This is a genomic window from Streptomyces sp. NPDC043908 (assembly GCF_056435525.1).
This window is the reverse complement of the sequence record NZ_JBWKEI010000022.1, coordinates 14,868-40,427: the sequence shown is the minus strand read 5'-3', so window position 1 is coordinate 40,427 and position 25,560 is coordinate 14,868. Positions and strand designations below refer to the sequence as shown.

Genomic DNA, 25,560 nt, shown 5'->3' with positions numbered 1-25,560 from the left:
GAAGGAGAGAGGACCGACGGAGGGGCCCCGGGAAACCCCGGGGCCCCTCCCTCCGTACGGGGGACAGATCACCTCACGCCAGCAGCGCCGGAATCGTCGCCTCGTGGACCTCGCGCAGCTCCGCCAGCCCCACGGTGAACTCGCCCTGCACCTCGACGGAATCCCCGTCGACGACACCGATACGGGTCGCCGGCAGCCCGCGCGCCCCGCACATGTCGGTGAAGCGGAGCTCCTCGCTGCGCGGCACCGCGACGACCGCCCGTCCCGCGGACTCGCTGAACAGGAAGGTGAACGCGGACAGGCCCTCCGGGACCACCAGCCGCGCCCCGTTCCCGCCCCGCAGACAGGACTCGACCACGGCCTGGACGAGACCGCCGTCGGACAGGTCGTGCGCCGCGTCGATCATCCCGTCGCGCGAGGCCGAGATCAGGATCTCGCCGAGCAGCTTCTCCCGGTCCAGGTCCACCCGCGGCGGCAGCCCGCCGAGGTGGTCGTGGATCACCTGGGACCAGGCAGAACCGCCGAACTCCTCCCGCGTGTCACCGAGGAGGTACAGCAGCTGGCCCTGCTCCGCGAAGGCGATCGGCGTACGGCGCGTGACGTCGTCGATCACACCGAGGACGGCGACCACCGGCGTCGGGTGGATGGCGGTGTCACCGGTCTGGTTGTAGAGCGAGACGTTGCCGCCGGTCACCGGGGTGCCCAGCTGGAGGCAGCCGTCCGCCAGACCGCGGGTGGCCTCGGCGAACTGCCACATCACGTCCGGGTCCTCGGGCGAACCGAAGTTCAGGCAGTCCGAGATGGCCAGCGGCTTGGCGCCCGAGGCGGCCACGTTGCGGTACGCCTCGGCCAGCGCGAGCTGCGCGCCCGCGTACGGGTCGAGCTTCGCGTACCGGCCGTTGCCGTCCGTCGCCATCGCGACCCCGAGGTTCGACTCCTCGTCGATACGGACCATGCCCGCGTCCTCGGGCTGCGCCAGGACGGTGTTGCCCTGCACGAAGCGGTCGTACTGGTCCGTGATCCAGGCCTTCGACGCCTGGTTGGGGGAGCCGACCAGCCGCAGGACCTGCGCGCGCAGCTCCTCGGACGTCGACGGCCGCGGCAGCCTGCCCGCGTCGTCCGCCTGGAGCGCGTCCTGCCAGGAGGGACGGGCGTAGGGGCGCTCGTACACCGGGCCCTCGTGCGCCACGGTCCGCGGCGGTACGTCCACGATCTGCTCGCCGTGCCAGAAGATCTCCAGGCGCTCGCCGTCCGTCACCTCACCGATGACGGTGGCGATGACGTCCCACTTCTCGCAGATCTCCATGAAGCGGTCCACGTACTGCGGCTCGACCACCGCGCACATGCGCTCCTGGGACTCGCTCATGAGGATCTCCTCGGGCGAGAGCGTGGCGTCGCGCAGCGGGACCGTCTCCAGGTCCACGCGCATACCGCCGGAGCCGGCGCTCGCCAGCTCCGAGGTCGCGCAGGACAGGCCCGCGCCGCCCAGGTCCTGGATGCCCGCGACCAGCTTCTCCTTGAAGATCTCCAGGGTGCACTCGATGAGGAGCTTCTCCTGGAAGGGGTCGCCGACCTGGACCGCGGGCCTCTTCGCGGGACCCGTCGACTCGAAGGTCTCCGAGGCCAGGACCGACACACCGCCGATGCCGTCGCCGCCGGTACGGGCGCCGTAGAGGATCACCTTGTTGCCGGGGCCGGACGCCTTCGCGAGGTGGATGTCCTCGTGCTTCATCACGCCGATGCAGCCGGCGTTGACCAGCGGGTTGCCCTGGTAGCACTCGTCGAAGACGACCTCGCCGCCGATGTTCGGCAGGCCCAGGCAGTTGCCGTAGCCGCCGATGCCCGCGACCACGCCCGGCAGGACGCGCTTGGTGTCGGGGTGCTCGGCCGCGCCGAAGCGCAGCGGGTCGACGACGGCGACCGGGCGGGCGCCCATCGCCAGGATGTCGCGGACGATGCCGCCGACACCGGTGGCCGCGCCCTGGTACGGCTCGATGTAGCTGGGGTGGTTGTGGGACTCCACCTTGAAGGTGACCGCGTAGCCCTGGCCGACGTCCACGACGCCCGCGTTCTCGCCGATGCCCACGAGCATCGCGTCGTTCTCGGGGACCTTCTCGCCGAACTGGCGCAGGTGGACCTTGCTGCTCTTGTACGAGCAGTGCTCCGACCACATCACGGAGTACATGGCGAGCTCGGCGCCGGTGGGGCGGCGGCCCAGGATCTGGCGGATCCGGGCGTACTCGTCCTCCTTGAGGCCGAGCTCCTTCCACGGCTGCTCGACGTCGGGCGTCCCGGTGGCGTGCTTGACGGTGTCGAGGCTCATCAGGCGTTGACCAGCTTCTTGAGGATCGAGGTGAAGAAACCGAGGCCGTCGGTGCGGCCGGTGCCGACCAGCGGCTCCACGGCGTGCTCGGGGTGCGGCATCAGACCGACGACGTTGCCTGCGGCGTTGGTGATGCCGGCGATGTCGCGGAGCGAGCCGTTGGGGTTCATGTCCAGGTAGCGGAAGGCGACGCGGCCCTCGGCCTCCAGCTCGTCGAGCGTGCGCTCGTCGGCGACGTACCGGCCGTCCATGTTCTTCAGCGGGACCTGGATCTCCTGGCCCGCCTCGTAGTCGGCGGTCCACGCGGTCCGGTCGTTCTCCACCCGCAGCTTCTGCTCGCGGCAGATGAAGTGCAGGTGGTTGTTGCGGAGCATCGCGCCCGGCAGCAGGTGGGACTCGGTGAGGACCTGGAAGCCGTTGCAGATGCCGAGCACCGGCATGCCGGCCTTCGCCTGGTCGATGACCGTCTCCATCACCGGCGAGAAGCGGGAGATGGCTCCGGCCCGCAGGTAGTCGCCGTAGGAGAAGCCGCCGGCCAGGACGACCGCGTCGACCTGCTTGAGGTCCTTGTCGCGGTGCCACAGCGACACCGGCTCGGCACCCGCGATCCGCACGGCCCGCAGGCTGTCGCGGTCGTCGAGCGTCCCGGGGAAGGTGACGACACCGATGCGAGCGGTCACTTGGACTCCTCGACCTTCACGGTGAAGTCCTCGATGACGGTGTTGGCGAGGAACGTTTCGGCCATCTTGTGGATGCGGGCGAGGGCGGCCTCGTCGAGGGGCCCTTCCACATCCAGCTCGAAACGCTTTCCTTGGCGGACGTCCGCGATCCCCTCGAAGCCGAGACGGGGCAGTGCGCGCTGCACCGCCTGTCCCTGCGGGTCGAGGATCTCCGGCTTGAGCATGACGTCGACTACGACGCGTGCCACTGGCACTCCCGTGGTGGTGTGGTGCGAAGGCGGTTCCCTCAGAGTACCCGGCCCGAAAATCTACGCGAGTAGATATCGAAGAGGTCCGATCACGTTCCGGTTTCGGCCCCGACCGCGCGTGGGAAAAATTCCGGGAAAAACCGTCCCCGTGGATTGCGATCGGACACGCGGATGCAATTGTCTGGGCTTCACAATGCAATGCTGACGGCTGTACAAAGGCTTCTCGGGGGGAACCCGAGAGAAACGCCATTGCTCCAAAACAGCCGGTAGGCCGGGATCGCCGCACGTCAGACACGTGAGAACGGCGGACCACAGGAAGGAACCGATATCCGTGGCTCAGCGCGTAGTAGTCACGCTCTCCGACGACCTGGACGGCGGAGAAGCGGCGGAAACGGTCACGTTCGGCCTGGACGGGAAGGCCTACGAGATCGATCTCAATCTCGTCAATGCGAAGAAACTGCGGAAGGCTCTGGCACCGTATGTGAAGGCCGGGCGCAAGCAGTCGCGGTCCGGGAAGGTCTTCCGGCACACCGACGTCGCCCCCGACCCGGCGGCGGTCCGCGCCTGGGCCCGCTCGCACCACATGGAGGTGCCGACCCGGGGACGCATCCCCAAGAAGGTCTACGAGGCGTTCAGCGCGGCGAGCTGAGCCCCGGGACGGCGAGCGGTTGCCGGGGCCCTCGGACTGCGGGCCCCGGCAACCGAGTTGCACGGCACCCGGGGTGATCGGCTAGAGTCTGGAGCACGCCGAGGGGCAAGGCCGAAAGGCCCGGGTCCACCGGAGCGTGCGGGTGTAGTTCAGTAGTAGAACACCCCCCTTCCAGGGGGGAGGCGCAGTGTGCAATTCCTGTCACCCGCTCTGCATCGCTTACCGATCACGGTTGTGGATCAGGTAGAGTGGTGTTCGCACCGCCCGGTGAGAGTTGAGCGGCAGCATGCGGACGTGGCTCAGTTGGTAGAGCATCACCTTGCCAAGGTGAGGGTCGCGAGTTCGAATCTCGTCGTCCGCTCAGAAGGCGAAGGCCCCGGTCATTAGACCGGGGCCTTCGTCGTGTCGGCGTCCCTCCGGGCGCCCTGACATTTGTCATGGGCGGCGGTGACACCGCGCACTGCCCCCGACCCCGCTCCGGCGCGACGCTGGACGCATGCCAGATGTGATCGAGGTCGAGGAGCTGCGGCGCACCTACGCCGGAGGCTTCGAGGCCGTTCGTGGAATCTCCTTCTCCGTGGCGCGCGGTGAACTCTTCGCGCTGCTCGGCACCAACGGCGCCGGCAAGACGTCCACCGTCGAACTGCTCGAAGGGCTCGCCCCGCCGAGCGCCGGAACGGTCCGGGTGCTCGGCCACGACCCGTACACCGAACGGGCCGCCGTGCGCCCCCGTACCGGGGTGATGCTCCAGGAGGGCGGCTTCCCGTCCGAGCTGACCGTCGCGGAGACCGTACGGATGTGGGCGGGCTGCACCAGCGGCGCCCGGCCCGTGGGCGAGGCCCTGGAGCTGGTCGGGCTCGCCCGGCGCGCGGACGTCCGCGTCAAGCAGCTCTCCGGCGGCGAGAAGCGCCGGCTCGACCTCGCGCTCGCCCTGCTGGCCCGGCCCGAGGTGCTCTTCCTCGACGAGCCGACCACCGGCCTGGACGCCGAGGGCCGCCACACCACCTGGGAGCTGGTCCGCGAACTGCGGGACGCGGGCACCACCGTGCTGCTGACCACGCACTACCTGGAGGAGGCCGAGGCGCTCGCCGAGCGGCTCGCCATCCTGCACGAGGGGCGCGTCGCGGCCACCGGGCGGGTGGCCGACGTGGTCGCCGCCCAGCCCGCGCGCCTCTGCTTCGACCTGCCCGACGGCTACCACCTGGGCGACCTCCCCCCGCTGGCCCGGCTCGGCGTCGGCGCCCACGAGAGCGAGGGCCGGACCGTACGGCTGCGCACCACCGCCCTCCAGCACACCGCCACCGAACTGCTGCTGTGGGCCCGGGAGAACCGCGTCGAGCTGGGCGGCCTCGACATCCGCTCGGCCACCCTCGAAGAGGCCTTCCTGCACATCGCCCGGGAACAGGAGCCGACCCGATGAGCACCGCCGACCTGGCCCGCCCCCGTGTCCGCACGGCCCCGGCGAGCACCCCCGCCTCCCGGATGAAGGCGCTCGCCCGCGCCGAACTCACCCTGCTCGGCCGCAACAAGGCGGCGATGTTCACCGCCCTGGTGCTGCCCGCGACGCTCACCTTCTCCATGAGCTCGGCGGTCGACGGCATGGACCTGGAGGACAGCGGGCTGACCGTCGGCACGGTCCTGCTGCCCGGCTCGCTCGGCTACGTCCTGCTCTTCGCCGTCTACTCGGCCCTGACCGGCGTCTTCGTCGTACGCCGTGAGGAGCTCGTCCTCAAGCGGCTGCGCACCGGCGAACCGCGCGACCTGGAGATCCTGGCCGGTGCCTCGCTCCCGGCGGTGACGCTGGCACTCGTCCAGTGCGTGCTGCTGGCGGCCGGCTGCACCGTGGTCCTGGACGTCGCCGCACCCCGGGCGGTGTGGCTCGCGGTGGCCGGACTGCTGCTCGGCGCGCTGCTGATGTGTGTCCTCGCGGCGGCGACCGCCGCCTTCACCCGCTCCGCGGAGGGCGCGCAGATCTCCGTGATGCCGATGCTGCTCCTGTCGATGGTGGGCTCCGGCATGGTCGTACCGGTGGACCTCATGCCCGACGCGATGGCCTCGGTCTGCGAACTGCTGCCGCTCTCCCCGGCGATCGACCTGATCAGAGGCGGCTGGACGGGCGCGCTCGACGGCGCCGACGTCCTCGGCCGGCTCGCCACGGCGGTGGCCTGGACGCTGCTCGGCGTGTTTGCTGTACGCAAGCGGTTCCGCTGGGAACCGCGGCGCTGACACGGGGGGACGGACGGGGTGCTCGGTCGGATACGCCGGATGGGCGACTGGCGACGGCGCTGGCAGGAGCGCAGCAGGATCCAGAAGATGGACCTGTACACGCGCAACACCATGAAGGCCATGCTCTGGTTCTTCCTGCTGACCTGGGGCGCCCTGCCCCTGCTCGCGGCGGGGCCGCGCGGCGCGCTGAACACGGCGCTCGGCGCGGCGCTGCTCGTCGTCAACGTCACGCAGTGCGTGGTGGGCACCCGCCGGATCGGCCCGGCCTACGACGACTACCTGGGCCACCGCGCCTTCCCCCGCCGGCTGCTGACCGCCCCGGCCATCCTGCTCGGCGTCGGCACCGCGCTGCTCACGGCGGTCGCCGCCACGGACGCGCACAGCGTGTTCCCGCTGCTCCTGGCCGACCTGCCGATAGCGCTGATGATCCCGTACGCCCTGCTCGTGCCGGTCCGCGCCTTCCTGCTGCACTGCCTGGGCTACGCGGTCCTGGTCGCCGCCTCCTTCGCGGCCGCCGGGGCGCGGGGCGTGGACCTGCTCGCGCCGCTGCCGACGGTGGTGATCGCGGGCGCCCTGATGCTGGTCACGGTCCGGCCCGGCGCCTGGGGGCTGCGCAACATGTGGCAGGCCGAGGAGGCCAGGGACGTCCAGGCGCGTCTCGCCGTCGCCGAGGAACGGCTGCGCTTCGGGCGGGACATGCACGACGTGCTCGGCCGCAACCTCGCGGTGATCGCCCTCAAGAGCGAGCTGGCCGTGCAGTTGGCCGAGCGCGGCCGGCCGGAGGCGGTGGCCCAGATGATCGAGGTCCAGCGCATCGCGCGCGAGTCGCAGCGAGAGGTACGGGAAGTGGTGCGCGGATACCGCGAGGCGGACCTGGGCGTCGAACTCGACGGCGCCCGGGGCGTGCTGGAGGCGGCCGGGATCGACTGCACGGTCACCGGCACGGCCGCCGGGCTGCCTCCCGGGGTGCAGTCGGCGCTCGGCTGGGTGGTGCGCGAGGCCACCACCAACGTGCTGCGGCACGGCAACGCGCGCGGCTGCGCCATCCGCCTCGCGGCCGACGGCCCCGCCGTCACCCTGGTCGTCGAGAACGACGGCGTGTCCGGGCTCGCCCCCACCGCCCCCGGGTCGGGCCTGGCGGGGCTGCGCGAACGGCTCGCCCCGATGGGCGGCACGCTGGAGGCGGCCCGCTCGGGGACCCGCTTCCTGCTGACCGCGACCGTGCCGCTGTGCGGCGCGGCGGAACCGGCCGAGGAGCTGACCGTATGACGACGGCCGAGGGGCGGCCGGTCGTGAGGACCGGGGAGCCCGACCGTATGGCGACGACCGAGGGGGCTGACCGTATGACGACGGCCGAGGGGGCTGACCGTATGACGACGGCCGAGGGGCGGGCGGCGGAGCCTGTCCGGATCCTGCTCGCCGACGACGAGCATCTGATCCGGGGCGCGCTCGCCGCGCTGCTCGGTCTGGAGGACGACCTCACCGTGGTCGCCGAGGCCGCCTCCGGGCCGGAGGCGCTGGCGATGGCCCGCGCCCACCGGCCCGACGTGGCCGTCCTCGACCTCCAGATGCCGGGGGCGGACGGTGTGAGTGTCGCCACATCCCTGCGGGCCGAACTGCCCGGGTGCCGCACCATGATCGTGACGAGCCACGGGCGGCCCGGCCACCTCAAGCGGGCGCTCGCGGCCGGGGTGCGCGGTTTCGTACCGAAGACGGTGAGCGCCCGCGGGCTGGCGGAGATCATCAGGTCGGTGCACGCCGGAAACCGCTATGTGGACCCGGAGTTGGCGGCCGACGCGATCTCCGCCGGGGACTCCCCGCTCACCGCCCGCGAGGCCGAGGTCCTGGAACTGGCGGCCGACGGGGCGCCCGTCGCGGAGATCGCGGAGCGGGCCGGGCTCTCCCAGGGAACCGTCCGGAACTACCTCTCCTCCGCCGCCTCGAAGCTCGGTGCGGAGAACCGTCATACGGCGGTGCGTCTCGCGCGCCGCCGCGGTTGGGTATAGTTAGCTGCGCGCTACGGCGCATGCGGACGTGGCTCAGTTGGTAGAGCATCACCTTGCCAAGGTGAGGGTCGCGAGTTCGAATCTCGTCGTCCGCTCAGTGAGGAGAAGCCCCCGGTCTGGTGACCGGGGGCTTCTTCGTGCGCGCGCTCAGCTCCAGCTGGTGCCGGTCAGCTGCTCGTACGCCTCCAGGTACTTGGCCCGGGTGGCGTCCACGACCTCCTGCGGCAGCGGGGGCGGCGGCTGCTCGCCGTGGCGGTCCCAGCCGGAGGCGGCGGAGGTCAGCCAGTCGCGCACGAACTGCTTGTCGTACGAGGGCTGCGCGCGGCCCGGCTCCCAGGTCTCGGCCGGCCAGAACCGCGAGGAGTCGGGCGTGAGGACCTCGTCGGCCAGGACGAGCCGGTCCTCGCCGTCGACGGTCTCGAAGCCGAACTCGAACTTGGTGTCGGCCAGCACGATCCCGCGCTCCCGGGCGATGTCACGGGCCCGGCCGTAGACGGCGAGCGTCGTCTGGCGCAGCAGCGCGGCGGTCTCCGCGCCGACCTGGCGGGCGACCTCCTCGTAGCTGACGTTCTCGTCGTGGTCGCCGACGGCCGCCTTGGTGGCCGGCGTGAAGATCGGCGCGGGCAGCTCCGAGCCGTTGCTGAGCCCCTCGGGCAGGGCGAGCCCGCAGACGGTACGGGACTCGTCGTACTCCACGAGGCCGGAGCCGGTGAGGTAGCCGCGCGCCACGCACTCCACCGGGACCATCCGCAGCGACTTGCAGATCAGGGTGCGCCCGGCCCAGTCGGCGGGGGCGCCCTCGGGGAGGTCGGTGGAGAGCACGTGGTGCGGGACGAGGTCGGCCAGCCGGTCGAACCACCACAGGGAGAGCCGGGTGAGCACCCGGCCCTTGTCGGGGATCTCGGTCGGCAGCACCCAGTCGTACGCGGACATCCGGTCGCTGGCGACCATCACCAGGTCGCCGGCTTCGTTCCGGTAGAGGTCGCGGACCTTGCCCGTGTGGAGGTGGGTGAGGCCCGGGACCTGACTCGGCTCGGGCTTTTCTACAAATCCGGACACGGTTCCTCCGCGTAGATTGATCCAGGAGCGCTTCCGATTCTCTCGCACGCGACGAGTACCCGGCGACGGGGGTTCTTCCCGTCGCCGGTGCGGCCAGTCCCGCTGGGCCCGCTAGTCCCGCTTGCAGATCCGGTCGAGGAGATTGGCGGTGGCGCGCTGGATGCGGGGGTCGGTGTGGCCGGGCCGGTCGAGCGCCGGGGACCAGGCGAAGGTGCCGGAGGCGAAGACCAGCGCGCCGGAGGGGGCCCGGTAGAGCGAGGTCTCCTGGTGCCGGACGGCGCCCTCGCTGTCGCGGTACGGCGAGTGGGCGAGCAGGATGCGGTCCTGGTGCTCGGGGAGCGCGGTGCGCGGGTAGTAGCGGTCGGCCTCGCCCGCCACGAGCCCGTCGATCTCGTCGCCCTCGCCCGCGCCGGTGGCCTCCCAGAGCCAGTGCTTGGCGTTCCGCACGATCAGGGGGGACGGCTCGGGCACCCGCCCCGCGTACTGGATCCCGAGCAACTGCTGCTCGGCCCGCGCCACTTCGCGCCACAGCGCCGGCTTGCCGGGCCCGCGCCGCTTGCGGCAGGTCAGCAGCCGGTCGGGGACCCCGGAGGGCGAGGGGGCGAGGTCGACCTGCCAGTAGAGCGTGTTGGCGGAGAGGAACACCAGCGAGGTGCCGTGCTCACGGGCGAGCTCGACCGTGCGGCGCATGGGGGCCGACCAGTACTCGTCGTGGCCGGGGAAGACCAGGCCCCGGTACCGGGTGGGGTCGACGCGTCCGGCGTGCAGATCGCGGGTGTCGGCGTAGGCGAGGTCGTATCCGTACCGCTCGGCCCAGCGGATGAAGTCGTACGCGTGCCCCACGTGCAGCGGCAGGCCCGCGCCCGCGTAGGGCCGGTCGAAGGAGACGGTGACGGCGGCGTCCTCCTCCCCGAGGAGGCGCCCCTCGCCGTCCCACGCGTGGTAGAGCGAGGCGCCGGTGCGGCCGTCCTCGGGGAAGAGGTTGTAGGCCTGCCAGGTGATGTCGGGGAGCAGGAGCAGCAGATCGGCCGGGTGGTTGTCGCGCACGGTGAACGGGATGTGCGACCGGTACCCGTCGAGCGTGGTGAGCACGGCCACGTACGCGCCGATCGCGGCGGACGAGGGGACCTGGTAGCGCCAGGAGAGCCACCAGTGGTGGCAGGAGACGGTCCGGTTCGCGGTGAGCGGCGCGGGCTGCACGATCCCGGCGAGCCGGGGGCTGGTGGCGACGTGGGCGGCCCCGTCACCCCCGTAGTGCCCGATGCGGTAGATGTCGACCGAGAACTGCTGCGGCGGGTCGACGGTGATGTGGAAGTCGATCGCCTCGCCGGGCGCGACGGCCCCCGTGGAGGCGAACCCCTTGATCTGCTTGCGTACGTCGTCGGCGGTACGGGGCCCGGACGCCCGCCCCAGACCGAGCCGGGCGGGCTCGACGTACCAGGGCACGACGTGCCCGGTGTCGTCGAAGTAGTGCTCCCCACCGCGCAGCCAGGGCAACGGCCCCTGTCCGAAGGGATCGGAGACCGCGTGCGCGAGCGCCCCCGACTCCCACCGCCGGATCTGCTCCGCCCCCATACCCCTTCCCTCCTTCTCTCCCCCGCCTCCCCCGACTCCACCGGTCAGCGGCCGGTCTCCAGCACATCACATAACGCACGCACTCCGTCACTGTTCGTCGCGAATTGACGGGATGTGGAGGTCGGGGTTCCGGATATGGGGGGGTCCTGGCGGGTCGCCGGGCCCCCGGGGGGGCGGGGCGGGGCGGGGCCGTTGAGGGGACCGCGGCCCGCAGACCCCGGCCGGGGCCGGGGCGGAGCCCCGGGGCGGGGTGCAGGGGGCGCAGCCCCCGCGACGGGGGTTGGGGCAGAGCCCGATGCAGCGTGCAGGGGGCGGCCAGCCCGGTGCACGGGGGTTGCGGCGAAGTCCCGTAAGGGGACTCGGGCCCGCAGCCCCCGGCCGGGGCCGGGGGCGCAGCCCCGAGGCGGGGTGCAGGGGGCGCAGCCCCCGCGTAGGGGTCCGGGGCGGAGCCTCGTAAGCGAGCCCGGGCCCGGAGCCCCCAGCCAGGGCCGGAGCAGGGGTGCAGGGGGCGCAGCCCCCGCGAGGGGTGCGGGGCGGGGCCCCGGAGCAGGGGTGCAGGGGGCGCAGCCCCCGCGAGGGGTGGGGGGCGGAGCCCCGAAGCAGGGGTGCAGGGGGCGCAGCCCCCGCTTGGGGGGCCGGGGGCGTAGTCCCCGGGGATCGACCTTGCCCCCCGGAGGGTTTGGGGAAGGGGAGGGGAGGGGCCAAACCCCCGTCACACCAGCCGCACCGGCTTCTCCGCCCGAACCCCCACCCCCACCAACCATCGCCGCAACGGCTCCACATCCCCCTCCTCCAGCAGCGCCAGCACCCGCGCCCCCAGATCCCCCTTCCGCTCCCCGTCGACCAGCAGCGCCGGCCCGTCCAGCCAGTCCAGCCCGGGCGCCGCCCCGGCCGTGTCGACCGCCGCGCAGCACACCATCGCGGTGACGTGGTCGGCCAGCAGATCCCGTCCCGTACGCGGCGGCTGGAGCGGGAAGAGCGGGACACAGTCGCCCCACAGATCGGCCGACGGCACCGACGGGCCGGCCGCCGCCGCCTCCACGGCGACCTCGGCCTCGATCCCGGCCGCCAGCGCCGCCCCGTCCTGCCCGGCGCCGGTCAGATGCTCCAGCACCCGCGCCAGCGTCGGCGCGGCGGGCGCGGCGGGCTCCGCGCCCGGTGCCGTACCCATCCCGTCCAGCACCCGGTGCAGGCGCGCCGCCTCCGCGCGCCACTTCCGGTCGACGACTTCCTCGGGGTAGTGCTGCCACTCCACCGGCGACCAGTCGGGCCCGGGCTCGGCCGGACCGCCGTGGAAGAGCCGGGCCGCCAGCAGCGAGGCCGCCTCGTCGGCCACCCCCGGCTCCTCCAGGAGATCGCACGCGGGCCGCTCCCCGAGCCGGGACGCGAACCCCTCCGCCAGCCGGTCCCGCCGCGACAGCTCGGTCAGCGCCGAGACCACCCCGGCGTCCAGCCGGGACGGCCACCGCCCCATCCGCCAGGCCGGAACGGCCACCCGGGTGAGCAGCCGGTCCCAGCCCGCGTAGGCGAGCCCGACCTGCTCCTGGGCGACGATCCGCAGTCCGTAGTCCACGTCCTGGGCCCGCTCGGAGGCCGCCGCGGCGACCCCCCGCTCCATCTCTGCGGCGTGCGTCCGGCAGCCGCGCAGCAGCAGCCGGGCGACGGGCCCGACGAAGCCGAGCACCAGCCGCGCCCCCCGCCGCGCGCCGGGCCCGCTGGTCACGGCGACCGCCGCGTCCAGGCCTCGGACGAAACGGCGGGCGGAGGCTATGTCGGGCTGCGCGGACGGTCCGGTGCCGGCCACCACGGGCGCCAGGATGGCCCGCAGCTCCCCGACCCGCATCCACCACAGGAACGGCGACCCGATGACGAGGACGGGCGCGGCGTCGGTACGGCGCCGCATCCCGGGTATGCCCCGCAGGGCACCCCGGATCCCGCGGGCGCCCGGCCCGCGCGCACCGGCACCGCCGCGCCCGCCCCGTACGGAATGGGCCGGATGTGTGCGGTCCTCCAGCCAGCTGTCGCAGTCCGGGGTCAGCGCTATGGCCGAGGGCGCGGGCACGTCGAGCCGGTCGGCCAGGTCCCGCACCAACCGGTACAGATCCGGCGCCGAGGACTCGGCCAGCTCGACCGTCGGGGAGAGGGCGGGCCTCGCCCGGACGATCACGGCCGTGACCACGGCGGCGGCCAGCAGCACCACGGCCGCCGCGCCCGTCACCGCCCAGCGGGCCGTGTCCCAGCCGCGCCCGTCGATCCGGCCCTGCACGTCCGCGACGAGCAGGACCACGGCGACGGCGGCCGGCAGCAGAGCCAGGGCCAGCGCCCGGCTGCGTACCCGCAGCACGGCCAGCGCCCGCGAGCGCGCGGACCGCGCGCCCGCCTCATCACCCATCCCGGAACCGGACACGGCCGGACGTCACCCCCTCTGCCCTGCGTCGGCGTTGCTCACTCCCCCACTGTGGCACCCCCCACCGACATCGCAATGCCGGTGACCCAAGTGCCGGACCGCTCCCGCCGCACCCTAGTTGCGCCCCCGCCACCCGTCATCCGGATGGCCCACCCGTCACTCGATGGAATGGCTTTGGGGTGGGGTTGGGGTCGGGAACGAGCCTCCGGAAGGGGGCCGGCAAGGTCGGCCATCGGGACGGGCCGGGGTTCGGCGGGCGGCGGGCCGCCGGTGCCGTCCATCGACGAAAAGGCCCGGGGCGCGGCCCCGGCGGGGAGCCGCGCCCCGGGCCGGGGCCGGGGTGGCGGGCGCGTCACGCCTGCGCGTCGGCCGCCTTCCGGGCGATGTCCGTACGGTGCTGTGAGCCGTCCAGCCGGATGCGTCCGAGTGCCGCGTACGCCCGCTCCCGGGCCTGCGTCAGGTCCGCTCCGGTCGCGGTGACCGAGAGGACCCGTCCGCCCGCGCTCACCACCGCGCCGCCCTCGCGCCGCGTCCCCGCGTGCAGGACGTACGCGTGCGGCGCGTCCGCCTCCGCGACCTCGTCCAGGCCCTCGATCGGGTCGCCGGTCCGGGGCGTACCGGGGTAGTTGTGCGAGGCCACGACGACCGTGACGGCGGCGTCGTCGCGCCAGGCGAGCGGGGGCTGCGCGTCCAGCGTCCCGTTGGCGGAGTGCAGCAGGACGCCCGCGAGCGGCGTCTTCAGCCGGGCGAGGACGACCTGGGTCTCGGGGTCGCCGAAGCGGGCGTTGAACTCGATCACGCGCACCCCGCGCGAGGTCATCGCGAGACCCGCGTACAGCAGGCCGGAGAACGGCGTGCCGCGGCGGCGCAGTTCGTCGACGGTCGGCTGGAGCACGCTCGCCATGACCTCGTCGACGAGCTTGGGGTCGGCCCAGGGCAGCGGCGAGTACGCGCCCATGCCGCCGGTGTTGGGGCCCTCGTCGCCGTCGAGCGCGCGCTTGAAGTCCTGCGCGGGCTGGAGCGGCAGCACGGTGACGCCGTCCGTGATGGCGAAGAGCGAGACCTCGGGGCCGTCGAGGAACTCCTCGATGACGACCCGGTCGCAGACCAGCGCGTGCGCCCGCGCGACCTCGACGTCCTCGGTGACGACGACGCCCTTGCCGGCCGCGAGACCGTCGTCCTTGACGACGTACGGGGCGCCGAACGCGTCCAGCGCCTCGTCGATCTCGGCCGGGGTGGTGCACACATAGCTGCGGGCGGTCGGCACACCGGCGGCGGCCATGACGTCCTTGGCGAACGCCTTGGAGCCCTCCAGCAGCGCCGCCTCGCGGGACGGGCCGAAGCAGGGGACGCCCACCGCCCGTACGGCATCGGCGACGCCGGCGACCAGGGGCGCCTCCGGGCCGACGACGACCAGGTCGGCGTGGAGCGAGGCCGCGAGGCGGGCGACCGCCTCGCCGTCCAGCTGGTCCACGGGGTGGAGCTCGGCGACCTCCGCGATCCCGGCGTTGCCGGGGGCGCAGTGCAGCGCCGTCACGTCGGGGTCGAGGGACAGGGAACGGCACAGGGCGTGCTCGCGGGCGCCGCCGCCGATGACAAGGACCTTCACGGCAGCCAGCCTAGCCGCCGTGGGGGATCCTCCCTCGTACGGGTCGCCGAACCCCGGGCCGCTACTCGTTCGTATATTCCTCCACCACCGTCGCGCCGAGCTCGCGGACGATGAGGTCGTGGCCGGAGAGCGCGTTGTCCACCAGGTCCGGGTCGTCGTCCTCCGGGACGTCGTCCTCCGGGCGCACCGGCGGGGGCTCCTGGGCCAGGGGCGCGGAGTGGGAGTCGTGCGGGGCCCGGGACCCCTGCGGTCTCGGGGGCGGGGAGCCCTGCGGCGACTGCTGTACGGGAGCGGGGGCGGCCGGGGCGGGGGCCGTGGGCTGCGGGCGGGAGGGGGCGGGGGCCGCGAAGCCGCCGCCCTGCGTCCCGTATCCACCGGGGTTGCCGCCGCCGCCCGAGCCGCCGAAGTTGCCCGCCGCGGCCGGGGGCTGGGAGCCGCCGGACGGGTCGATGATCGCCTCGACCTTCCACTGCACCCCGAAGCGCTCGCCGAGCACTCCGCGCAGGACTTCCTCGCTGCCGCTGCTGGCGAAGTTGTCCCGGGCCCCGGCGTTGATGAACCCGAGCTGGAGGGTGGTGCCGTCGAATCCGGCCACCTGCGCGTTCTGGCTCAGCAGGATCCAGGTGAAGCGGCGCTTGTTCTTCACGGCCTCCAGGATGTCCGGCCACATGTTGCGTACGTGGACGGCGCTGCCGGGGTTGGCGGCGGGGGTGGGCGCGGGGGCCGGGGCCGATGCCGGGGGCTGCGCGGAGGTGGCGGGGGCGGCGGGGCCCGCGCCGCCGGCACCGGAACCTCCGGCGCCGGGCCAGCCACCGGGACGCTGGGCCCCTCCACCCTGGCCGGTGCTGCCCTGTCCGGTACTGCTCTGGCCACCGAGGGCGGCGGCACCGGGCCAGGCGCCCGGGGCGGGGGCCTGGGGGGCGGGCGCGGCAGCGGGCACGGGCGCGGCCTGGGGCTTGACCGGGGGGACGGCGGGGGCGGGGGGCTGGTCCTGGACGGGCGGGGCCTGCACCGGCGGGGCGGCCGGAGCGGGCGCCTGCGGGGCGCGCGCGGCGGCCCGGGCGGCTTCGGCGCCGCCACTGCCGGCCCCGGGGCCGGCCTGGACCGTGGGCGGCATCGGCGGATGGGCCCCGGCCCCCGGGACGTACCCCATCGCGGGGCCCGATCCCGCCTGGAAGTGGGCGCCGCGCTCCAGCCGGTCGAGCCGGGCCTGGAGCGAGCGCTCGTCGTCGTACGCGGCGGGCAGCAGCACGCGCGCGCAGATCAGCTCCAGCTGGAGCCGGGGCGAGGTGGCGCCGCGCATCTCCGTCAGCCCCGTGTTGACGAGGTCGGCGGCGCGGCTGAGCTCGGCGGCGCCGAAGACGGAGGCCTGGGCCTGCATGCGCTCGACGACGTCGGCGGGCGCGTCGATGAGCCCCTTCTCCCCGGCGTCCGGCACGGCGGCGAGGATGACGAGGTCCCGCAGCCGCTCCAGCAGGTCGGCGACGAACCGGCGGGGGTCGTTGCCGCCCTCGATGACCCGGTCCACGACCTCGAAGGCGGCGGCGCCGTCCCCGGAGGCGAACGCGTCCACCACGGAGTCGAGCAGGGAGCCGTCCGTGTAGCCGAGGAGGGCGGTGGCCATGGCGTACGTCACACCGTCCTCGGCGGCGCCCGCGAGGAGCTGGTCCATGACGGACATCGAGTCACGCACGGAGCCGGCCCCGGCGCGCACGACGAGCGGCAGCACGCCGTCCTCGACGGGGATGCCCTCCTGCCCGCAGACCTCGCCCAGGTACTCGCGCAGCGTCCCGGGCGGGACGAGCCGGAAGGGGTAGTGGTGGGTCCGCGACCGGATCGTCCCGATGACCTTCTCGGGCTCGGTGGTGGCGAAGATGAACTTCAGGTGCTCCGGCGGCTCCTCGACGACCTTCAGCAGGGCGTTGAACCCCGCCGAGGTGACCATGTGGGCCTCGTCGATGATGTAGATCTTGTACCGGCTGCTGGCGGGCCCGAAGAAGGCCTTCTCGCGCAGCTCACGGGCGTCGTCCACGCCACCGTGGGAGGCGGCGTCGATCTCGATGACGTCGATGGAGCCGGGGCCGTTGCGCGCGAGGTCCCGGCAGGACTGGCACTCGCCGCACGGAGTGGGCGTGGGCCCCTGCTCACAGTTCAGACAGCGGGCCAGGATCCGGGCGCTGGTCGTCTTTCCACAGCCGCGCGGCCCGCTGAACAGGTACGCGTGATTGACCCGGTTGTTCCGCAGCGCCTGCTGCAGCGGGTCGGTGACATGCTCCTGCCCGATGACCTCGGCGAAGGACTCCGGGCGGTAGCGGCGGTACAGCGCAAGGGACGACACACCTACGAGGTTATCGGGGCGGACTGACAACCGGCCCCGCGAAGCCGCCCTCACCGGTCCCGGGAGCCACCTTGGCCGGCCCGGGAGCCACCCGGCAGCCACCTGGCCGGTCCGGGAGCCGCCTCGGCCAGTCCCGCGAAGCCGCCCTCGCCGGTCACCCCGTGACAGCCCCAGCCCCGAGGCCCGCTCTCCCGGGGGCCGCCCTCCCGGGGCCCATCCGCTGGATCCCGTCCCTGCCCCGCAAACGCAAGCGCCCCTCACGCACCCGCCAGAGCCGACCTACCCTTGCTGCCTTCCGGCCCTGGGGGAGTTCAGTCAGATAGCGCCACGTGAGGGGCTCCGCACAGGGTACCCGATCCCTGACCGGGGGACGAGTTCGCGAGCACCCCTCAGCGTCTTGTATTGTTTGCGGCGGAGGATTCGCCTAGTGGCCTAGGGCGCACGCTTGGAAAGCGTGTTGGGGGCAACCCCTCACGAGTTCGAATCTCGTATCCTCCGCCAGTGCCTCACCGGGCACGATGTCGAAGGGCCCCACCGTTCGCGGTGGGGCCCTTCTTCGTACGTAGTCTCATCTCCAGTCTCAACGGAGCCCGACGGCGCCCTTCGGGCCGCCCTCGTCGGCCGTCTTGGCCACTTGGGGGAGTGATCCCCCGGAGGCCACTGGCCTGAGCGCTGTCACCGCCGCACTGCGTTCGTGCCCCGGCCGAGGGGGTGCTGTTCTGCCGATCGGGCACCTGTCGTCGTGGCACACAGTAGTTTTCGGGTGACACGGAACGGCCGCCCTCGGGCGCCCCCCCCCGCTGGTGACCGGCAGCCCCCAAGGAGCCACTGTGGCCGATGAAGCGTTCAGCATCGACAAGCGACCGTTACGAGACCTGCTGCACCAGGTCGCGGTCGGGAAGGCCCAACTCCCCGAGTTCCAGCGGGGATGGGTGTGGCCCTACCCGAACATCGCCGGCCTCCTCGCGTCGATCTCGCTGAGCTATCCCGTCGGCACCGTCATGTTGCTCAAGGCGGGCGGCGACGTCCGGTTCAAGTACCGGCCGATCGAGGGGGCCACACCGGTCGGTGAGCCCGAGCCCGATTCGCTGGTGCTCGACGGACAGCAGCGGCTGACGTCGCTGTTCCAGTCCCTGAAGCTGAGGGGTCCGGTGGTGACCCAGGACGTGCGCAGGCAACAGGTCTCGGGCTGGTTCTACGTCGACATGGTCCAGGCCCTCGACGAGAACAGCGATCGCGAGGACGCGATCAGGTTTCTGCCCGAGACGCGCAAGGTCCGCAACTTCCGGGGCCAGGTCGTCGAGGACTACTCGACTCCCGAGCGTGAATACGAGTCGCTCCTCTTCCCGCTGCACGCGGTCTTCGACGGCGGGGACTGGGGTTACGCCTTCATCGCCCACTGGCAGAGCGACCCGGACAAGTTCAAACTGTGGCGCGACTTCAACGACGCGTTCGTCCGCCCCTTCGACCGCTACCACGTACCGGTCATCGAACTCGGGCAGGCGACCCCGCGCCAGGCGGTGTGCCAGGTCTTCGAGAAGGTCAACACCGGCGGTGTCACCCTGACCGTCTTCGAGCTGCTGACCGCCACCTACGCGGCGGACGAGTTCGATCTGCGCAACCACTGGGAGCGGGAGTGCCGTCCCGCCTGGAAGGCACCGAAGTACCGCATCCTGCGCGAGGTCTCCAACACCGACTTCCTCCAGGCGGTCACCTTGCTGGCCACCGCCGAGCGCCGCCGGCACGAAGCCGAACGCGGGACCGAGGAGGAGCGGCTGCCGCGCATCGGCTGCAAGCGCAGGGACATGCTCGCCCTCTCTCTCGAAGACTACGTACGGTTCGCGCCCTCCGTCATCGCCGGATTCAAGGCCGCGGCGAAGTTCCTGCACCGGCAGTTCCTCTTCGACACGAAGTTCCTGCCCTACGGGACCCAGTTGATCCCGCTCGCCGCGATCTTCGCCCTGGCCGGGGACGCCGCGCAGAGCGCCGGGGCACAGGACAAGCTGGCCCGCTGGTACTGGTGCGGTGTGTTCGGGGAGCTGTACGGCGGCTCGACCGAAACCCGCTTCAGCCAGGATCTGCCGGACGTCGTCGACTGGATCCGCAAGGACGCGGCGGAGCCCCGGACCGTCACCACGGCGCAGTTCGCCCCCGGGCGCCTCCTGACGCTCCGCACCCGCAACAGCGCGGCCTACAAGGGCATCTACGCCCTTCTGCTCAAGGCGGGCGCCATGGACTGGCGCACCGGGGAGAAGGCGGAGGTCGACGGCTACTTCGACGAGTCCATCGACATCCACCACATCTTCCCCAAGGCGTGGTGCGAAAAGGCCGGGCACTCCCCGGCCGTCTACAACTCGATCATCAACAAGACCCCGTTGACCGCCCGTACCAACAGGATCCTCGGTGGCGTGGCCCCCTCCGAGTACCTGACCCGGTTGGTGAAAGCCGCACAGACCCCTCACGAGGGCGTCGCGGAACGTGTCCGTTCCCATCTGACGGAACCGGAACTCCTGGTCACGGACGACTTCGACGGATTCTTCGATGCCCGGAGAGCGGCGCTGCTCCGCAGCATCTCGAACGCCATGGGCAAGCCGATCCCGATCGACGCGGGGAGCGCGGAGAAGCCGGACGACAGCGACGATCCGGCGGACGACACCGACGACCTGTGAGCCCGGAGAGCCGCCCCGAGGAGCGTGGCCGCGCCCTCGGAGCGGCTCGGGTGAGGCGGCCCACCGGTCGGCGTGGCACAGGGCCTCCCCGGCGGGTCCGAGAGGTCACGCCTCCGGTACGTGCAGCAGCTTGTCCGGGTTGCGGATCGCGTCCACGGACGTGATCCGGCCGCCGTCCACCGTGATCGCCACGATCGTGCGGGCCCCGTCCCAGTGGTGGAGGGCGAGGCCGGGAGCGCCGTTGACGTGGGCGAGGCGGAGGCCGTCCGGGGGTACGTGCGCCCGGGTGAGGGCGACGATGCCGCGCGCCACGCTGTCCGCGCCGCGCACGATCCCGTGCAGCGCCGTCACCTTGCCGCCGCCGTCGCCGCGCCAGACCACCTCGGGGTCGAGCAGCGAGACCAGCCGCTCCAGATCCCCCTCCTGGCAGGCCTTGCCGAAGGCGCTGACCAGCTCGCGCTGGCGGGCGTATCCGGCCGGGTGGTGCGGGCGGCTGGCGTCGACGTGGCGCCGGGCCCGGGAGGCCAGCTGGCGTACGGCCGCCGGGGTGCGGCCCACCACGCCCGCGACCTCCTCGAAGGGCAGCCCGAACACGTCGTGCAGCAGGAACGCGGTGCGCTGGGCGGGCGACAGCTCGTCCAGGACGATCATCAGGGCCATCGACACCGACTCGTCGAGCGTCACCCGGTCGGCCGGGTCCTGCTCGGCCGGGGCGTGCTCCACCAGCGGCTCGGGCAGCCAGGTGCCGACGTACCGCTCGCGCCGCACACGGGCGCTGCCCAGCGCGTCCAGGGCGAGCCGGCCCACGGTCGTGGTCAGCCAGGCGCGCAGATCGCGGACGGCGCCCGGGTCCTCCAGGCCCCGCAGCCGCAGCCACGCCTCCTGGACGCAGTCCTCGGCCTCGGCCAGGCACCCCGTCGTCGTGTAGGCGACCCGCAGCAGCCGGGGCCGCTCCCGCTCGAAGGCGCGGGCCAGTCCGTCCTCGCCGGACAGCGGTCCGCGCCCTGCCCCCGCGCTCACCGCGTCCCCGCGACGCTCGCCCAGACCTGCTCGGTCCGCAGCCACTCCCCGAACGACATGGTGCCGCGCACGTCCGGCCGCTCGATGGTGAGCGCGCCCGCCCGCAGCGCCTGCCCCGTACGGCCGGGCAGCGGCACCGGCATCAGGACGGCCTTGCGGCCGGTGACCGCCCGCCACACCCGGGCCATCTCGCGCACATCGGTGTCCTCCGGCCCGCAGATCTCGATCCGCCCCCGGTGCGGCACCCCCTCGGCCACGTCCGCGACCACCCACGCGGCCTCCATGCAGGCGACCGTGCGCAGCCGTGCCCGGGGCACCGGCACCACGCCCCACTTGGCGGCCGACGCCAGCGCCGAGGCGAGCAGCTCGTGGAACTGGGTGGCCCGGACGATCGTCCAGGGCACCCTGCCCTCCCGGACGACCCACTCCTGTTCGGCCTTGACCTGCAAATATCCCATCGGCACCATGTCGCAGCCCACGATCGAGACGCATACGTGGTGCTGTACGCCCACCGCCCGCGCGGCGGCGAGCAGCCGCCGCGTCCCGTCCACCAGCGTGCGGGACGCCCCCTTGGACGACCCGTGCGCGTTGGAGGCGTCCACCACGACGTCGCACCCCGCAAGGGCGTCGATCAGCCCCTCCCCGGTGGTCAGGTCGACCGGGTACTCCCGGGACCTGCGGCTCAGCACCCGTACGCGGTGCCCCCGCGTACGCAGCTCCTCGGCGACGCGGCTTCCCAGCGTCCCCGTCCCTCCCGCAATGGCGATGTCCATGTCCCTAGGACGACGCGCCGGGCCCGGATGTGACAAGGGCGTACCGCTCCCCCGGTCCGATGGCAAGCGTTCCACTAGCTGTGCAGTGCACCGGGCGTCTCGGAGTGCCCCTCGGGCTCCAGCTGGAGGGTCGAATGGGCCACGTCGAAGTGGCCGCCGACGCAGGCCTGGAGGCGGCCGAGCAGGGCGCCGTACCCGTTCGCCAGCGCCTCGTCGGTCACCACGACATGGGCGGTGAGGACCGGCATCCCCGAGGTGACGGTCCAGCCGTGCAGATCGTGGACCGCCAGCACCCCGGGCTCCTCCAGCAGGTGCCGGCGCACCTCGGCGAGGTCCACGTCCCCCGGGGCCGCCTCCATCAGGACGTGCAGGGCGTCGCGGAGCAGTCCGTACGCCCTCGGCACGATCAGTACGCCGATCACCAGCGAGGCGACCGGGTCGGCGGCCTGCCACCCCGTCAGCAGGATGACCAGACCGCCGATGATCACCGCGACCGAGCCCAGCGCGTCGCCGAGGACCTCCAGATAGGCGCCGCGCAGGTTCAGGCTCCGGTCCTTGGCGTCCCGCAGCAGCCACAGCCCCACCAGGTTCGCCGCGAGCCCGCCCACCGCGACCGCGAACATCAGCCCGCCCTCGACCTCGACGGGCTCACTGAACCGTCCGGCCGCCGACCACACCACCCAGCCGAAGACCGCCACGAGCAGCAGGGCGTTCAGGACGGCCGAGAAGATCTCGACCCGGACGAAGCCGAAGGTGCGCCGGGGCGTGGGCGCCCGCTGGGCCAGGGTGACCGCGCCGAGCGCCAGCGCGACCCCGACCGCGTCGGTGAGGCTGTGCGCGGCGTCCGCGAGCAGGGCGAGCGAGCCGGAGAGCAGCGCGCCGGCCACCTGGATGAGGGTGATCGACGCGCTGATGCCGATGGTCCACAGCAGCCGGCTGCGGAACGTGCCGCTCAGGGTGCCCGCGGCCGGGGGCACCGGTCCGTGGTCCTGGCCCATACGGCAGAGTCGATCACGCCCCTGACGGCCCCGCCACCGGTGCCGCCGGGTGCCCCGCCACGAGCTGGGCGAACCGCAGCGCGGCCGTGCCGAGGCCGCCGGCGCCGAGCACCGAGGGGACCACGTTCGGCAGCGACCCGCCCCGCAGCGCCTCCTCGCCGTAGCGGCGCGCGCCCCGGTGCCAGTGGAGGATCCCGGCGATCCAGTCCTCCCACTCCCGGATGTAGGCGTCCAGCGCCGCCCGCCCGTCGGCGTCGAGCGCGAACTCCTCGTACAGCAGCGGGACCGCGTGCTCCTTGAGGTGCTGGAACTGGCGCAGCCGGGAGCGCACGAGGTCGTCGACGACGCGCACGGCCGCCGGGTAGTCGCAGGCGAAGAAGCGCTGCACGACCAGGAGCAGGTTGTGCAGCTCCCCCTCGTACTCGATCTCCTTCTGGTACGAGAAGAAGTCGTTGATCAGCATCCCGTAGTCCATGACGGCGTTCTCCAGGGCCGTCATCGTGCTCGACCGGAACAGGGCCTTGGGCAGCGCGTCGGTGTGCCGCATCCTGCCCAGGGCGGCGGTGAGGTGGGAGCCGAAGGTGAACCGGCGCATCTCCAGGTAGTCGACCGGGTCGGGGATCCGGTGCTGGTGCTGGTTCAGCAGCTCCCACAGCCAGCTCTCCAGCATCGCCTCCACCGCGTCGCGGAACTCCTGCCGTCCCCGCGGTGACATCGGGCACGCCGTGCGCTGCCAGAGATCGGCGAGCGACCGTTCCATCGGGGTCACCGCGAGCGCCGCCCCGGCGGCCGGGTCCACGGGGTCCATCACCCGCAGCAGGCGCTCGTGCGCCAGGCGCGCTCCGGCTAGGTCGCCCGAACGCCCGTACCGCAGCGGGTAGTAGTCGTCCCCATACGTTCCCCAGGTCAGCCACTCGGCGTGCAGTTCCAGCTCCTCGGGGGTGGCGTCGGGGTCGAGGCCGGCCGAGCAGAGCGCGAAGTCGTAGCCGAGGAGCTTCTGTTCGTCCCAGATGTCGTCGAGCAGTCCGTGCCGCCCGGCCCAGGCGACGGACCGCTCTCGCGCGTCCTTCCAGTGCGGGCTGAGGGTGAGGGGGAAGGGAACGTCGAAGTCGGGGAGCACGGACGGGCCGACGCGCTGGAACGGCACATGGGTGTGGCTGCGCAGCCGGGCCGCCGCGGGGCGCCCGAAGAGGTTCCGCACGTCCAGCGCGGAGGTGCCGAGGACCCCGGCGACCGCCGGTTCGCGCCCGCGCGCCTCCTCGTTCATGTACCGGCTGGAGCGCATGTGCCACTCGTGGCCGCCGGACTGCCAGTCCTGGAGGCCTTTCACGTACGCGGCGATCCGCGCGCACTCCTCGGGGTCGAGGCCCTTGTCCAGGCAGAGCGCCGGGACCTCGGTGAGCGCGGTGTTCTCGAACTGCTGGAGGCGGGAGGTCAGCAGGTCGTTGACGGTCTCGGCGGCCTCCTGGGTGGTGCACCCCAGGAACGTCTCCAGGACGAGGACCCCGTTGCTCAGCTCCCCCTCGTCCTCCACCTCCCGCTGGTAGGAGAAGAGGTCGTTGCGCAGGTGGACGCCGTCGGCGAAGGCGTCGGTGAGCACGCGCAGGGGCCGGGAGCCGGCCACGGCAGACGGGATCTCGGCGTTGGCCGCGTACTCGACGATCCCCGCCGACCAGGGGGCGCCGCCGACCTTCCGCCGCATCTCGATGTACTCGACCGGGTTGGCGATCCGCCCCTCGTCGATGTTGACGAGCTCCCACATCGACTCGTCGAGGAGGTTGCGGGTGGACTCGGCGAACCGTTCCCGCCAGCCGTGCGACATGCTCGGCACGGTCCGCGCCCACAGGTCGGCGAGCCCCGCCTCCACCGGGTTGGCGGGCTCCGGGAAGCCGTCCGCGAGATCCATCGGCATGAACGCCGGCAGCCGGTCCAGATACGCCCGCGCCCCCGCGAGGTCCTGGGTCCGTTTGAACTCCTCCAGGAAGTGGTCGTCGAAGAAGAACACCCACACGTACCAGTCGGTGACGAGGGAGAGGGCTTCGGCGTCGCAGTCGGGGTGGGTGTACGAGCAGAGCAGCGCGTAGTCGTGGGCGTCGAGGTCGCGCTGCTCCCAGACGCCGGACCCCTCCAGCATGCCCCTCTCGCGGGCCCACGCGCGGGAGTGGACCCGGGCGGCCTCCAGATGGGGATTGAGCCGGGCCGGATACGGCATGTAGAAGTCCGGCAGAACGAACGGCTGCGTCACGGGTTCCCCTCCTGATACGACCAGTTGGCCGACTCCAGCAGTACCCGGGGTGGCGGGGGGAAGTCCGGTGGGGCGGGGCGGCGTCATACGAACGTGTGAGTCCCCGCCGAAACCCGAACGGGGGTGCCGATTCGGCGCGGGGGGCTGCTCGCGCAGGGCCCGGACTTCGACTGCGGGCCGGTGGGCGGTTGCTCGCGCAGTTCCCCGCGCCCCTGATCGGCCGGGGGATCGACTGCGGGCCGGTGGGTGGTTGCTCGCGCAGTTCCCCGCGCCCCTTTTCGGCCGGGGGTTCGTCTGCGGGCCGGTGGACGGTTGCTCGCGCAGTTCCCCGCGCCCCTTTTCGGCCGGGGGTTCGTCTGCGGGCCGGTGGACGGTTGCTCGCGCAGTTCCCCGCGCCCCTCAAGGGGTCGGCGGTTGTCTGCGGACCGGTGGTGGTTGCTCGCGCAGTTCCCCGCGCCCCTTTTCGGCCCGGACTTCGACTGCGGGCCGGTGGACGGCTGGTCGCGCAGTTCCCCGCGCCCCTTAAGGGGTCGGTGGTCGTCTGAAGGTTGTCTGTGGCTGAGCGCGCCGTTCCCCGCGCCCCTGGGTAGTTAGGGGCGCGGGGAACTGCGCGAGCAACCCAGCACGGTCCGCGGGCGAAAGAGGGGGTCGGGGCGCAGGCCCGCAAGGGCCTGGGGGCGCGGGGAACTGCGCGAGTGGCCCGGCAGGGTCCGCAGGGGGACGGCGGGCCCCCGG

General features: G+C 72.9%; 18 protein-coding genes, 4 tRNA genes and 1 other RNA gene. 10 read left to right on the top strand and 13 right to left on the bottom strand.

The window, feature by feature from the left end; all coding sequences use genetic code 11:
- Window positions 1–73: 73 nt before the first annotated feature.
- From purL to purS, 3 genes are read right to left on the bottom strand one after another with little or no spacing between them, the layout of a single operon-like run.
- Window positions 74–2,323: a phosphoribosylformylglycinamidine synthase subunit PurL gene (purL, locus tag AC069K_RS33190; RefSeq protein ID WP_365104281.1), complete on the bottom strand. Its 2,250-nt coding sequence runs from the start codon at window positions 2,321–2,323 to the stop codon at window positions 74–76.
- Window positions 2,323–3,003, bottom strand: coding sequence for a phosphoribosylformylglycinamidine synthase subunit PurQ (purQ, locus tag AC069K_RS33185; protein ID WP_365104284.1), 681 nt, complete (start codon window positions 3,001–3,003; stop codon window positions 2,323–2,325). The genes purL and purQ overlap by 1 nt, the downstream gene beginning before the upstream one ends.
- Window positions 3,000–3,257 (bottom strand): phosphoribosylformylglycinamidine synthase subunit PurS, encoded by a 258-nt coding sequence (purS, locus tag AC069K_RS33180; RefSeq protein WP_358835783.1) that lies wholly within the window; start codon window positions 3,255–3,257, stop codon window positions 3,000–3,002. The genes purQ and purS overlap by 4 nt, the downstream gene beginning before the upstream one ends.
- Window positions 3,258–3,582: 325 nt before the next feature.
- Here purS and AC069K_RS33175 point away from each other — a divergent pair, with 325 nt between their 5' ends.
- The 8 genes from AC069K_RS33175 to AC069K_RS33140 all read left to right on the top strand — a co-directional run bounded on the left by AC069K_RS33175 (window position 3,583) and on the right by AC069K_RS33140 (window position 8,227).
- A complete protein-coding gene (locus AC069K_RS33175; protein ID WP_358835782.1) occupies window positions 3,583–3,900 on the top strand; it encodes a histone-like nucleoid-structuring protein Lsr2 in 318 nt (105 codons plus the stop codon).
- A 138-nt stretch (window positions 3,901–4,038) separates the two neighbouring features.
- Window positions 4,039–4,110, top strand: a tRNA-Gly gene (locus tag AC069K_RS33170).
- A gap of 78 nt (window positions 4,111–4,188) precedes the next feature.
- Window positions 4,189–4,261, top strand: a tRNA-Gly gene (locus AC069K_RS33165).
- A 135-nt stretch (window positions 4,262–4,396) separates the two neighbouring features.
- Complete coding sequence (locus tag AC069K_RS33160; RefSeq protein WP_478622307.1) at window positions 4,397–5,320, top strand: ABC transporter ATP-binding protein; 924 nt, start codon at window positions 4,397–4,399, stop codon at window positions 5,318–5,320.
- Window positions 5,317–6,126 carry an ABC transporter permease gene (locus tag AC069K_RS33155; RefSeq protein ID WP_478622305.1) on the top strand — a complete coding sequence of 270 codons (810 nt, stop codon included), beginning with the start codon at window positions 5,317–5,319 and terminating at the stop codon, window positions 6,124–6,126. The genes AC069K_RS33160 and AC069K_RS33155 overlap by 4 nt, the downstream gene beginning before the upstream one ends.
- 39 nt (window positions 6,127–6,165) lie before the next feature.
- A complete protein-coding gene (locus AC069K_RS33150; protein ID WP_478622303.1) occupies window positions 6,166–7,395 on the top strand; it encodes a sensor histidine kinase in 1,230 nt (409 codons plus the stop codon).
- 101 nt (window positions 7,396–7,496) lie between these two features.
- A complete protein-coding gene (locus tag AC069K_RS33145; RefSeq protein WP_478622362.1) occupies window positions 7,497–8,132 on the top strand; it encodes a response regulator in 636 nt (211 codons plus the stop codon).
- Window positions 8,133–8,154: 22 nt separating this feature from the next.
- Window positions 8,155–8,227: transfer RNA gene (locus AC069K_RS33140), tRNA-Gly, on the top strand.
- 52 nt (window positions 8,228–8,279) lie between these two features.
- On the opposite strand, the gene AC069K_RS33135 is transcribed toward AC069K_RS33140, so the two are convergent.
- The 6 genes from AC069K_RS33135 to ffs all read right to left on the bottom strand — a co-directional run bounded on the left by AC069K_RS33135 (window position 8,280) and on the right by ffs (window position 17,462).
- A complete protein-coding gene (locus AC069K_RS33135) occupies window positions 8,280–9,191 on the bottom strand; it encodes a phosphoribosylaminoimidazolesuccinocarboxamide synthase (RefSeq protein ID WP_478622301.1) in 912 nt (303 codons plus the stop codon).
- 111 nt (window positions 9,192–9,302) lie between these two features.
- A complete protein-coding gene (locus AC069K_RS33130) occupies window positions 9,303–10,766 on the bottom strand; it encodes a N,N-dimethylformamidase beta subunit family domain-containing protein (RefSeq protein ID WP_478622299.1) in 1,464 nt (487 codons plus the stop codon).
- Between the two features lie 712 nt (window positions 10,767–11,478).
- Entirely contained in the window at window positions 11,479–13,173 is a 1,695-nt protein-coding gene (locus tag AC069K_RS33125; RefSeq protein ID WP_478622297.1) for a hypothetical protein, read from the bottom strand.
- A gap of 352 nt (window positions 13,174–13,525) precedes the next feature.
- Window positions 13,526–14,782: a phosphoribosylamine--glycine ligase gene (purD, locus tag AC069K_RS33120; protein ID WP_478622295.1), complete on the bottom strand. Its 1,257-nt coding sequence runs from the start codon at window positions 14,780–14,782 to the stop codon at window positions 13,526–13,528.
- Window positions 14,783–14,843: 61 nt separating this feature from the next.
- On the bottom strand, window positions 14,844–17,120 hold the full coding sequence (locus tag AC069K_RS33115) for a DNA polymerase III subunit gamma and tau (protein WP_478622293.1): 2,277 nt from the start codon (window positions 17,118–17,120) through the stop codon (window positions 14,844–14,846).
- 243 nt (window positions 17,121–17,363) lie between these two features.
- An RNA gene (gene ffs, locus AC069K_RS33110) (signal recognition particle sRNA small type) lies at window positions 17,364–17,462 on the bottom strand.
- A 71-nt stretch (window positions 17,463–17,533) separates the two neighbouring features.
- On the opposite strand from ffs, the gene AC069K_RS33105 reads away from it, so the two are divergent.
- Both AC069K_RS33105 and AC069K_RS33100 read left to right on the top strand, forming a co-directional pair.
- Window positions 17,534–17,621: transfer RNA gene (locus tag AC069K_RS33105), tRNA-Ser, on the top strand.
- A gap of 329 nt (window positions 17,622–17,950) precedes the next feature.
- Entirely contained in the window at window positions 17,951–19,789 is a 1,839-nt protein-coding gene (locus AC069K_RS33100) for a GmrSD restriction endonuclease domain-containing protein (RefSeq protein ID WP_478622292.1), read from the top strand.
- Between the two features lie 105 nt (window positions 19,790–19,894).
- Here the strand turns inward: AC069K_RS33100 and sigJ are convergent, their stop codons facing one another.
- The 4 genes from sigJ to AC069K_RS33080 all read right to left on the bottom strand — a co-directional run bounded on the left by sigJ (window position 19,895) and on the right by AC069K_RS33080 (window position 24,825).
- Window positions 19,895–20,809 carry an RNA polymerase sigma factor SigJ gene (sigJ, locus tag AC069K_RS33095; protein WP_478622290.1) on the bottom strand — a complete coding sequence of 305 codons (915 nt, stop codon included), beginning with the start codon at window positions 20,807–20,809 and terminating at the stop codon, window positions 19,895–19,897.
- Window positions 20,806–21,582 (bottom strand): SDR family oxidoreductase, encoded by a 777-nt coding sequence (locus AC069K_RS33090; RefSeq protein WP_358836146.1) that lies wholly within the window; start codon window positions 21,580–21,582, stop codon window positions 20,806–20,808. Before AC069K_RS33090 ends, sigJ begins: the two co-directional genes overlap by 4 nt.
- Window positions 21,583–21,656: 74 nt before the next feature.
- Window positions 21,657–22,580, bottom strand: coding sequence for a cation diffusion facilitator family transporter (locus AC069K_RS33085; protein WP_365104382.1), 924 nt, complete (start codon window positions 22,578–22,580; stop codon window positions 21,657–21,659).
- A 13-nt stretch (window positions 22,581–22,593) separates the two neighbouring features.
- Window positions 22,594–24,825, bottom strand: coding sequence for a terpene synthase family protein (locus tag AC069K_RS33080; RefSeq protein WP_478622287.1), 2,232 nt, complete (start codon window positions 24,823–24,825; stop codon window positions 22,594–22,596).
- Window positions 24,826–25,560 lie beyond the last annotated feature (735 nt).

Bases quoted from the DNA above. Each gene is read 5' to 3' on its own strand.
- purL (WP_365104281.1), bottom strand. From the start codon at position 2,323: ATGAGCCTCGACACCGTCAAGCACGCCACCGGGACGCCCGACGTCGAG.
- AC069K_RS33160 (WP_478622307.1), top strand. From the start codon at position 4,397: ATGCCAGATGTGATCGAGGTCGAGGAGCTGCGGCGCACCTACGCCGGA.
- AC069K_RS33155 (WP_478622305.1), top strand. From the start codon at position 5,317: ATGAGCACCGCCGACCTGGCCCGCCCCCGTGTCCGCACGGCCCCGGCG.
- AC069K_RS33150 (WP_478622303.1), top strand. From the start codon at position 6,166: ATGGGCGACTGGCGACGGCGCTGGCAGGAGCGCAGCAGGATCCAGAAG.
- AC069K_RS33145 (WP_478622362.1), top strand. From the start codon at position 7,497: ATGACGACGGCCGAGGGGCGGGCGGCGGAGCCTGTCCGGATCCTGCTC.
- AC069K_RS33130 (WP_478622299.1), bottom strand. From the start codon at position 10,766: ATGGGGGCGGAGCAGATCCGGCGGTGGGAGTCGGGGGCGCTCGCGCAC.
- AC069K_RS33090 (WP_358836146.1), bottom strand. From the start codon at position 21,582: ATGGACATCGCCATTGCGGGAGGGACGGGGACGCTGGGAAGCCGCGTC.
- AC069K_RS33085 (WP_365104382.1), bottom strand. From the start codon at position 22,580: ATGGGCCAGGACCACGGACCGGTGCCCCCGGCCGCGGGCACCCTGAGC.